The organism is Streptomyces hygroscopicus subsp. hygroscopicus (assembly GCF_001553455.1).
In the GTDB taxonomy this organism is placed as follows: domain Bacteria; phylum Actinomycetota; class Actinomycetes; order Streptomycetales; family Streptomycetaceae; genus Streptomyces; species Streptomyces hygroscopicus.
The window spans coordinates 38,847-48,859 of the sequence record NZ_BBOX01000153.1 but is presented as its reverse complement, the minus strand read 5'-3'; the positions used below and the strand labels follow the sequence as shown (position 1 = coordinate 48,859).

The 10,013-nt window shown below is 68.4% G+C and carries 8 protein-coding genes and 1 pseudogene; 3 read left to right on the top strand and 6 right to left on the bottom strand.

Annotated elements, in window-relative coordinates; translation table 11 throughout:
- From AXW62_RS45115 to AXW62_RS47455, 3 genes and pseudogenes are all read right to left on the bottom strand, one after another.
- Nucleotides 1-243 (bottom strand): annotated as a pseudogene (locus AXW62_RS45115) (serine hydrolase domain-containing protein); the annotation flags it as partial.
- Nucleotides 244-1,236: 993 nt separating this feature from the next.
- Nucleotides 1,237-1,668, bottom strand: a complete 432-nt coding sequence (locus AXW62_RS47460) for a DUF7848 domain-containing protein (protein WP_442267815.1) — start codon at nt 1,666-1,668, stop codon at nt 1,237-1,239.
- On the bottom strand, nt 1,665-1,904 hold the full coding sequence (locus AXW62_RS47455) for a DUF7848 domain-containing protein (protein WP_060945355.1): 240 nt from the start codon (nt 1,902-1,904) through the stop codon (nt 1,665-1,667). Before AXW62_RS47455 ends, AXW62_RS47460 begins: the two co-directional genes overlap by 4 nt.
- A 694-nt stretch (nt 1,905-2,598) precedes the next feature.
- Here AXW62_RS47455 and AXW62_RS41080 point away from each other — a divergent pair.
- Nucleotides 2,599-3,831, top strand: coding sequence for a helix-turn-helix domain-containing protein (locus AXW62_RS41080; protein ID WP_252368637.1), 1,233 nt, complete (start codon nt 2,599-2,601; stop codon nt 3,829-3,831).
- On the opposite strand, the gene AXW62_RS41075 is transcribed toward AXW62_RS41080, so the two are convergent.
- Together AXW62_RS41075 and AXW62_RS17555 are read right to left on the bottom strand one after the other, a co-directional pair.
- Entirely contained in the window at nt 3,824-4,552 is a 729-nt protein-coding gene (locus tag AXW62_RS41075; RefSeq protein ID WP_079115662.1) for an HAD family hydrolase, read from the bottom strand. The genes AXW62_RS41080 and AXW62_RS41075 overlap by 8 nt on opposite strands.
- 718 nt (nt 4,553-5,270) lie before the next feature.
- Nucleotides 5,271-5,852 carry an Rv1733c family protein gene (locus tag AXW62_RS17555; protein ID WP_030829045.1) on the bottom strand — a complete coding sequence of 194 codons (582 nt, stop codon included), beginning with the start codon at nt 5,850-5,852 and terminating at the stop codon, nt 5,271-5,273.
- Between the two features lie 160 nt (nt 5,853-6,012).
- Between AXW62_RS17555 and AXW62_RS17550 the strand changes: the two genes are divergently transcribed.
- The gene (locus tag AXW62_RS17550; RefSeq protein WP_030829042.1) at nt 6,013-6,708 is read left to right on the top strand and encodes a response regulator; all 696 of its coding nucleotides are present in this window, start codon (nt 6,013-6,015) and stop codon (nt 6,706-6,708) included.
- A 60-nt stretch (nt 6,709-6,768) separates the two neighbouring features.
- The gene (locus AXW62_RS17545) at nt 6,769-7,923 is read left to right on the top strand and encodes a nitroreductase family protein (protein ID WP_060945354.1); all 1,155 of its coding nucleotides are present in this window, start codon (nt 6,769-6,771) and stop codon (nt 7,921-7,923) included.
- Nucleotides 7,924-8,173: 250 nt separating this feature from the next.
- Here the strand turns inward: AXW62_RS17545 and AXW62_RS17540 are convergent, their stop codons facing one another.
- A complete protein-coding gene (locus AXW62_RS17540) occupies nt 8,174-9,886 on the bottom strand; it encodes a sensor histidine kinase (protein WP_060945353.1) in 1,713 nt (570 codons plus the stop codon).
- Nucleotides 9,887-10,013 lie beyond the last annotated feature (127 nt).

The window sequence follows — 10,013 nt, the reverse complement described above, 5'->3', positions numbered from 1 at the left end:
ATAGCGGGACGTCCCCGCATCGACCGAGATATCAGGTCGCTGATCGGCATAGGTCACCCGAAGGGAGACCGCAGAGAAATGATCCTTAGTGCCCTGAGTGTCCAGATATTTCTCGAGGTCACTTTGCAGTGACGCGGTGGCGCTGCGAACGGATGGCTCCACCACTGCGTGCGCGACGGCCGGCCCACTTCCCGACACCATCACCCCCGTAACAATCGCCGCGGTGACCGTCGCCAGGGCCACGAGGCGCTTCCCTTGCTGGCCACCCCGCCGACGATGCCTGTACCTCATTGTCGCTATTCCTCCATCGAATCGAACAGAACTGGGAACGACGATCACGCTACGCAGTGGAGGCACGGCAGGTAATGGGGGCAACCCCCGCTTGGTAGGGGTGCTGACCCCCTGAGTGAGGCCAAGTACAGCTTCGAAGGCAGCCATCTGCCCGTCGGAAGAGGAGAGACCGCGACGGTCATTGACTCATCGCTGAAGTGCGACAACTGATTCCTCAGAAGGCATAGAGCCCTTTAGCTCTGGTGGATCTCGGGACGTGCCCGAGCGGTACGTTGCGCCGTGAGGCGCTGTGATTCGAGTGGGGGTGAAAGACCACCACCGCCGTCCTGTCGCAGCAGGAGGGTGAAGCTGGAGGCAGCCTGATCCGGGTGGTGCCGGGAAGGGCGGGAGCGGCCTCGACAAAGCCGGGACGGGCCAGCACTGCCAGATGGCTCGGGTCCGGCGAGCGTGGCGAAGAGGAGTACGCGAGGAACCGACGTTGTTAAGCCCTCGACACCGGGCACCGGCTCTAACCTGGCGGATCTGGGCCGGGCGTGGAGCGCACCCACTGCGGTTGGTGGGGAACTTCCAGGGGGTCTCGTACCGCCGTCTGGGAGGTCATGGGGAAGGACTGCGGCGTACCCATGGCGAGGCCACCGGGGCACAGTCGGGCTCCTCCTTCGCTGAGCGAATCGCAGTGAACACGGGAACCACCCGAGTCCGGTTCCCCGGTCGCCGGCGGCCAGCCGTCGGGCGGGGATAGGTGCACCGACCGCTGAACGGGTCGGGTGGGGCGGAGCCGCCGTAGTACTCGGAGTCCGGGAGAGCCGGTCACAGGGGGAAGGGCGGCAGTGGTTTCAAGGAGGGAGGGACTGCAATGCCGCGAGATGCGACGCCGAACGGCGACGCCTGCGTTCCTGGGCCGATCAGCTCGGGGGCGAAGGTAGCGGAGATGCAGACCAAGCTTCACCGATGGGCGGCGGCCGATTCCGGCCGCCGGTTCGATGATCTGTTCAACCTCGTCCATGATCCGGCGACGCTGATGGTGTGCCTGGTGCGCCGCCAGCAGGCGCCCCAGCATCCGGGGGCGCGGTGCGTGGCGGGCATCCGGCTGGCGGTACGGGCCGGGGGCGGCGTGGCCGTGCCGTGTCGGTCCGGGGGGTGCACGGGGTCTACGCGCCAGTGTCGCTCAACGGTCACGAGGAACTGGCCATGATTCAGTCCGTGTTGCTGGGTGTGGAGGATGGCCCAGCGGGCGACGGGACCGGGGTCGCTGTCCACCCGTCCCGAGGTGGCGGGGCACGTCATGCACTCCGAGAGATAGATCCCGTCCGGCGCTCCCTCCGCACGTTCAGCGCTGAGCACCAGATCCGTACCTCGCAGGATGGTTCGGCTCACTGCCACGCTCCCGGCTCGAACCGGCAGGGGCGGGTAATGATCTCCCTATAGGTGTAGTGCTCCGGGTTCGCTTTCAGGTGGCCGTTCGCCCACGTATGCGCGGCGGCCTGGTCATCGTTGGGCTCTCCGGCCTGCTCACACACCGCGCACCGCATGACGTACGTGATCGGTGCGGCGTCGGGCTCGGTATCGGGGATGAGTTGGAACTCACGGAATCGGTAGACCGCCCGAGTCACGACGTCCCCCGTCCCACGTGAGCGTTCCGCTTGCCGTGGCCCGGGTGTCGCCTCAGTAACACGGCACAGTCGGTGACCTTGCTCAGGTCCCCGACCTTGCGCGCCGCTTCCTTCTCGCGCTCCAGGCGGGCGCACTGTGCACAGTTCGTCGTCATGATGCCCCTGCCGTACGCCGTGCCTCTTCCAGCCGTCGTGCTATGCCGCACGACTGGTCGGGCGTGCACGTCTCGCACTCGGCCCGATGCATGAGGTACGCCGACTGGAGTTGTTCAATGTCGGCGGTACGAGGATGTTCGGAGACTTCGCGCTCAGGCACGGCTCACCTCCGACGCAGAACGAAGTTCTGCCGGTCGTACTTCCCGCTTTTTGCCTCCGGCGACCGTGTGCGGCATGGCGTACGGCCCTTTCTGGCCCATGTAGACGCCTACACAATCGATGGCCGTATCTCCCACCAGCGTGCCCACGTTCGGGTGACCGTGGCTACTCTTGCTCACGGCTGCCTGCCTCTCTCGGGTGATCAGGTGGTCCGCGCCCCCGGGTCGGTAGGACGACCACGGGGGCGACTTATGCCTGCCGAGTCTTCCGGGCTCGCCTTACTCTGAGCGGTGACTCACTGGTGACTGAGTGGTGACTGCTACTCGGCGGTGACTGGTGACTGGTGACTGTTGGTGACGGGGGCTCGTACGATGGGTTCATGAGCAGCGGCGGGGACTTCACTCATATGGTCCGGGCATCACTGCGTGAGCAGAAGCTGAGCATCCGGGCGGCATCACGGGCCATGAACTACGACCACGCGTTCCTATCCCGCGTGCTTTCCGGAAAACAGCTTCCATCCGCCGAATTGGCCGCATCACTTGATGCTTTGCTTGGCGCTGACGGCAAAATCGTTGACAAAGCTGGCAAATTGAGCGGCAGTACCCAGGGGCACGGATCGCCTAAAATTTCTGACTCGGAAAAAAGCGCCGGACGCATTGTCGCTGACGACGCCAAAGACGCGGTGAACGCTCCGACGTTCGGAATTTCTCCGTTTGATGGGGTGACACTCGAAGAGAGTGGCGACCATCTGCTGAAGATGTTCCTTCATCTCGATGACGAAATGGGCGGCGACAGCCTCTTTCTTCCTCTGTCACGCTACGTCGCCCGGATGGCTGTGAGCGTACACGAAAAGCCCAATGCCGGACTGCTCGTATTCGGGCAGCTCAATCAGATGGCGGGATGGCTAGCCCTTGATGGGAACAATCACGCCGCCGCAAGAAACTACTTCAATGAGGCCGTACGAGTCGGACACGAGGCCGACAACCCGGGACTAAAGGCTAGTGCGCTTGCCTATGCGAGTTTGCAGGAAACTTATCGAGGGCGTAAAGCGCCCGCCCTCTCACTCGCCCAGAAAGCAATTTCGCTGGACCGAGGCCAACTAACGCCGCTTATTCGAACGATGCTCGGCACGAGGCTGGCGAGAGCATACGCGAGCCTGGGGAACGAAGCATCGTGCCGGAAAGCACTGGAAGCCGCAAGAAATGACTTCGATAAGGCGGGAAACCTACAGGAACCACACTATGTCTCTTACGTTGATTCTATTGAAGTAGCCGCGCAGGAGGGGGCTTCCTATCTCGACCTCGGGATGAGCCAGAAAGCAGTCACTTCACTTACCAGCGCCATCGGCCTGTTGAGCATCCATGCCCCCAACCGAGTTCGCGACAGAGTCCACTACCTCGCTCGCCTTGCCAAGTGCTATCTCCTTGATAGGGAAGTTGAGCAAGCATGCCAGACCGGAAGTCACGCACTGAGCCTGAGCAGCACGATTGGTTCAGCACGCGTCGCTGAACGGCTAGGGGAATTCGAGGCGTCACTTGCGCCGTACAGCAGAGTCCCCAGCGTCATTGAGTTCAGGGAAAAATACCGCACGACCACCCAGACCCTCACCTGAGCCTCTGGCATTCCTGCGAGTCGAAGACTGCACTACGTAGCGCCTCTATGTTCGTCAGGTCAGCGAGTACCAAATCAGCGCCGCACTCCTCTAGCACCTCAATGGGACTACTTCCGGTTGCCACCCCGACCGCAAATACGCCGGCATCGTGGGCACCTTTAATGTCATGGGGCGTGTCACCGATGACAAATGTTCGCTTGCCAGCAAAGGAAGTGCGGTATTTTTCCTCGGCTCGTTCACGGGCGAGCCGAACAAGAGCGGCCCGGTCACTCCCATCATCACCGTAGCCGCCTACCTCGAGGTCGAGACTATCCGCGAGTTCGAACGCACCAAGCTTCGTCTTGGCGATGGGCCGAATATTTCCCGTGACCACGGATTGCACAATGTGCCCATCCTGGAGTGCGGAGATAGCATCAGCAGCCCCCGGCAAAGAATGTCCAGACTCGCGAATACGTCCTTCTAGTTCCTGCGCGGCCACGCCAAGGGCGGAGTAAAAACGAGAAATAGTCGCTTGGGAGATTTCGACATCATTCAATTCGAGAGTCTCGATGATAATGGCACGTTCTGTACGGCCAGTCATAGACGCGAGCCGACCGAGGGGGCGCCCGATTACGGACTTAAAGGTATGCTCGTAGATGACTCGGCTAACACTACCGATGCTCACAAGGGTGTGGTCCACGTCCCACAACACGAGTGCTGAATCACGCTGATTCTTCGACACCCGGGCATCGTCTCACGCCCAGCCATCCCCGGGAAGTCCGTTGCACGACCGTCACCAGCGCAGCACGTGAAGCCCCCGCACCTGCCAGGTGGGCAGGCATGGCCTTGTTACGTCTGCGGCTCTGATCACTTCGCTTCGGAAGTGGACCCGGCATGGCATCCCCAATAGGCTTGTCGGTTGGGCGGTTCGTTAAACCGGAGGACTGATGGACCAGGGGTCAGCTGCATTGCTTGGGGCGTTGGTGGGCGCCGCCGCAACGGGAGGGGCCTCATACCTGACGGTCAGGTCGTCAACCACTCTGCAAAAGCGGGCAGCACGACGGTCGGCGTATACGAATCTTCTGCGAGACATGACTCAAATGCAACTCAAGACGGTGCACTTGCGAGCAAGTAATGCCCTGCGCACCGGAGGCAGTTGTGAAGGGACCCAAAGTCGGTTTCCTTTCTAGATTTCTCCGAAGGTTCGGCTATCGCGATGAGCGTCAGGCCGTTGCGTCCTTTGCGTCGTTCCTCGCGCGCCCGGCGGAAAGCCCCCCGGCCACGTGGCACGAGCGCGGTTTTCACGAGAGAGATCCAGGCCACCGCGCCCGATGGGTACGGTTGGGTCTCGTCGGCGTCCAGCGCGGCGGCGCGTTCGCGTAGTTCTTCGAGGGACACGATCCCTGGGCGCCCCCGGCGCCCAGGCAACCCGAGGCACCCCCTGCGTCCAGCGATGCCGGTCACCTGATGTGGCGGCTCCAGCGTGGGCCGACCTCGGCCCAGGCGCGTCCCCACTCCTGTGCGCGGGCGCGGTCCAGCCGCCAGCGCACCACGCCGCGCCCGGCCAGCGACACCGCGCCCACGCCCGCCGCGGCCGACGTCCCGGCGAGCACCGCGCGGGTCACCATCTGCTCGGAGGTGGGCGGCTGCTGGACCAGTCGGCCCCGGCCGTCGGTCCACACCTCGGTCGCCGTGCCCGCCCTGCTCCCCTGGTGCACCTGCGCCACGCCGGTGTGGACGGTGCCGTCCGGGCCGGTCCACCGGACGACGGCGCGCACCTGGCCGGTGGTGGACCCGTCGGCGGCGGGCTGCGGGACGGGCGCGTCCTCCTTCAGCACCGCGGGCACCCGGTGCCGGTCCGCCCGCTCCTGCCGCAGCGACGCGTCCACGGTGGTACCGGCGGCCACCCCGGCCGCCGGGCCGCCGACCGCCATCACCAGGCCGGTGACGAGCACGACCCAGGCTTCGACCACGTCCGAGCGGCGTCGGAGCGGGTTATGCCGCCACCGCCACATCCGCCGCCCCCGCACTTCCGTGCCCATGCCGCGACCGTCGCACGAGCGGGGCGGGCGGGACGAGGGCCGGGCAGCCCTCTTCGGGGCCCGTTCGGCCCTGGTACCGCCCTGACCTGCTGCGCCAGGATTCCCACCGGGGGCCGGGCGGATGGCGTACGGCGGACGGCGGACGAACAGTGCGAGAGCCATGACCGAGACACGAGCGACACCGGCGACACCCATCAGGGTGTTCGTTCTGGACGACCATGAGGTGGTCCGGCGCGGACTGCACGACCTGCTGGACGCCGAACCGGACATCGAGGTGGTCGGCGACGCCGCCACCGTCGACCACGCGCTGGCCCGGGGCCCGGCGCTGCGGCCCGACGTGGCCATCCTGGACGTCCGGCTGCCGGACGGGGACGGCATCACGGTCTGCCGTGAACTGCGTTCACGCATGCCGAGTCTGGCCTGTCTGATGCTGACCTCGTTCGACGACGACGATGCCCTGCTCGACGCGATCATGGCGGGGGCGTCCGGCTATGTGCTCAAGCAGATCAAGGGGTCGGACCTGGTCTCGGCGGTGCGCACGGTCGCCTCCGGCCAGTCGATGCTGGACCCGGCCACCACCGCCCGGCTGATGAGCACCCTGCGGGGGGAGGCCGCCCCGCAGGAGCCCAGGGACGAGGTGCTGGCCGGGCTGTCCCCGCGCGAGCGGGAGATCCTGGTGCTGATCGGCGAGGGGCTCACCAACCGGCAGATCGGCAAGCGGCTCTTCCTGTCCGAGAAGACGGTCAAGAACCACATCTCCCGGCTGCTGGCCAAGCTCGGCGTGGAACGCCGGGTCCAGGCGGCGGTGCTGGCGACCCACTCGGCCCCGCACCCGGCCGACGACCACCCGGGATGAGCCCGGGGCCGGGACGCACGGCCCCGCACCACTGACGGCCCACCGCGAGGAGGGGACCCCATGCAGCCCGCAGCGCTGGACGCGGCGATCCTGGAGAAGCTCATCTCGGCGGCCGTGGCGGCTCCGTCGATGCACAACACCCAGCCGTGGCGCTACCGGCTGAACCCCGACACCGTCGCCCTGGAGGTGCGGGCCGCCCCGGAGCGGGGGCTGCGGTACACCGACCCGATGGGCCGGGGGCTGAGCGTCTCCGCCGGGGCCGCCGTGTTCAATCTGCGGGTCGCCGTGGCCCACTTCGGCTGGGAGCCGGTGGTACGGCTGCTGCCGCACCGCTCACAGCCCGACCTGCTGGCCACGGTGGGCCTGGGCGCCTCGCCCGGCGACGGCGCCGGAACCCATGACGACCCGCACCCCGGCTCGTACGACGGCCCGCATGTCGCCCCTGGCTCATACGACGCCCCGCATGTCGCCCCCGGCCCGCACGACGGGCCGCATGACGGCCCGCGCCCCGGCTCGTACGACGGCCCGCGCCCCGGCCCCCAGCGCGGGCTGTACGACGGGCTGTACGACGCCATCTGGCGGCGGCACAGCAGCCGCGCCCCCTTCTCCGGGCGCCGGCTGCCGGCCCGAGTGCTGGGCGAGCTGACGGAGGCGGCGCGGGCGAACGGCGCCACGCTCCGTCTGGCGGCTCCCGGGGAGACCTCACGACTGCTGCGGCTGACCGCCGAGGCGGAGCGGCGCACCTGCGGGGATCCGCGCCGACGCGCGGAGAGCCGCGACTGGGTCCGGGACACCGGGCCGTACGGAATCCCCCCGGCCGCCCTCGGCCCCCGCGACGCCACCGGGCGGCTGCCGATGCGCGACTACCTCGGCCAGGGGGCGGACGGCCGCCGGGACGGCCATCCGCCCGCCGCGGTGTTCGAGAGCCGCCCGGCCATCGCCGTGCTGTCCACGGCCCAGGACCGGCGCACCGACTGGCTGCGGGCCGGGCAGGCGCTGGAACACGTGCTGCTGCTGGCCACCTCGTACGGGGTCCGGGCGTCCCTGCTGCACCAGGCGCTGGAGTGGCCCGACCTGCGGTGGTCGCTGAGCGACGCCCACCGGACACCCGGCCATGTGCAGATGCTGATCCGGCTCGGTTACGGGCCCATGGGTCCGGCCACTCCGCGCGGCGAGGCCGCCGGGGCGCTGGACGGCGGCGGCCCGGCGACGTAATGTCCGCCCCCCGCCGTGCGGCAGCCCACCTCATCCGAAGCACACGGCGGCGCGGAACCCGAGCACGCGGAACACGGCGCGGATACGGCCCGGACACGGCGCGGGGCACGCGGGACACGGCGGGGGGCACGCGGAACACGGCGCGGGACACGCGGACCACGGCGGGGGACACGCGGGACACCGCGGCGCAGAACCCCGGCACACCGGAAACCCACGGCGCCGGGCGCCGTGTCCCATCTCTCCGGCAGCCTCATCGCTCCGGCAGCGGGACGGCCCACACCAGGCGGGTGCCGCCGCCCGGGGGCTCGTCGAGGTCCAGCTGGCCGCCGAGCTGTTCGGCGCGCTCGGCCAGGTTCCGCAGTCCGCTGCGCCGGCCGCCCTCGGGGATGCCCACCCCGTCGTCGGTGACCGTGAGGGTCAGCCGGCCGGCCGCCACGACCAGCGAGATCTCGGCGGCGTCGGCCCGTGCGTGCCGGGCGATGTTCGACAGCGCCTCGGCCAGGACGGCGACCATGTCGTCCGCGACGGAGCGCGGCACATCGGTGTCAACCAGGCCCTCGGTACGCAGCGAGGGGGTGAAGCCGAGTGCGGGCACGGCCTCCTCGATGGTCTTGGCCGTACGGACCCGCAGCCCCTGGACGGCGGGGCCCGCCTCGTGCGCGCGCAGTCCGAAGATGGTCGACCGGATGATCTTGATGGTGTCGTCCAGGTCGTCCACCACCCGCAGCAGCCGTTCGGAACCCTCCGGGTGCTGGACGAAGCGCAGGGTGGACTGCAACGTCATGCCGGCGGCGAACAGCCGCTGGATGGCCAGGTCGTGCAGATCGCGGGCGATCCGGTCGCGGTCCTCCAGCAGGGCCAGCTGCTCGGCGTCGCGCCGCCGCTCGGCCAGCTTCATGGCGATCGCCGCCTGGCCCGCGAAGCCCAGCAACGTGTCGGTCTCGATCTGGGTGAAGGCGGCGCTGTCCGCCGTGCGGGCCAGTGAGAGCACTCCGCCCACCCCGTCGCTCGTCCGCATCGGCACCGCGACGGCCGGGCCGAGCCCGGCCCAGCGCTGCGGGCCGACGGTGATCCGCGGGTCGCTTTGGACATCGGTGCTGGTGACCGGCTCGGAGGCGGTGAAGGCCGCCCCGCCGAAGGTGCCCTCGCGGGGCAGCACCAGACCGCGGTGGGCCTCGGCGTCGGTCCCCGCCGCCAGCGCCACCTGGAGTTCGTCGGAGCCGGGCACCGGCAGCATCAGCACGCCCAGGTCGGCGGCGAGGATCCGGCGGGCGTGTTCGACGATCAGCTCCAGCACCCTGGTCTCGTCCACTCCGGACAGCAGGCTGTGGGTGACCTCGGCGTTCGCCTCCAGCCAGCGCTGGCGGTGGCGGGCCTCCTCGTACAGCCGGGCGTTCTCGATGGCCACTCCGGCGGCCACGGCCAGGGTGGACAGCATCGCCTCGTCCTCGCCGTCGAACTCCTTACCGCCCCGCTTCTCGCTGAGGTAGAGATTGCCGAAGACCTCGTCCCGCACCCGGATGGGCACCCCGAGGAAGGAGTGCATCGGCGGATGGCCGGGCGGGAAGCCGTCGGAGGCCGGATGCTCCGAGAGCTCGGCCGGCCGCAGCGGCCGGGGGTGGCGGATCAGCTCCCCCAGGATGCCGTGGCCGGACGGCAGCGGCCCGGCGGACTCGCTCCGCTCCCCGTCGACGCCTGCCGGCAGAAACGCGGACAGCCCCTGATCGTCACCGATCACCCCCAGCGCCCCGTATTCGGCGTCCACCAGCACCACGGCGGCCTCGACGATCCTCCGCAGCACATGCGACAGATCCAGCTCCCGGCCCACCGAGAGGACCGCTTCCAGCAGGCTGTGCACCCGGTCCTGGGTGCCGCGCACCCCGTCGATGCGCACCTGCAGCTCGTCCAGCAGCTCGTCCAGCCGCAGCCGGGGCGGGTATTCCGTACTCCTGGCGCTCTCCATACCCACGGTGCCTCCGTCGGCCTCACCGCGCTCGGCGCGGCATTCCGCACGGCCTCACTCTCTTCACGGTAGCCGCGCCCGGCGGACGGTGAGGGGTGCGCGGCTCTCCGGCGCGGAAGTGCGCCGG

Bases quoted from the DNA above. Each gene is read 5' to 3' on its own strand.
- AXW62_RS17550 (WP_030829042.1), top strand. From the start codon at position 6,013: ATGACCGAGACACGAGCGACACCGGCGACACCCATCAGGGTGTTCGTT.
- AXW62_RS17545 (WP_060945354.1), top strand. From the start codon at position 6,769: ATGCAGCCCGCAGCGCTGGACGCGGCGATCCTGGAGAAGCTCATCTCG.
- AXW62_RS17555 (WP_030829045.1), bottom strand. From the start codon at position 5,852: ATGGGCACGGAAGTGCGGGGGCGGCGGATGTGGCGGTGGCGGCATAAC.
- AXW62_RS41080 (WP_252368637.1), top strand. From the start codon at position 2,599: ATGAGCAGCGGCGGGGACTTCACTCATATGGTCCGGGCATCACTGCGT.
- AXW62_RS17540 (WP_060945353.1), bottom strand. From the start codon at position 9,886: ATGGAGAGCGCCAGGAGTACGGAATACCCGCCCCGGCTGCGGCTGGAC.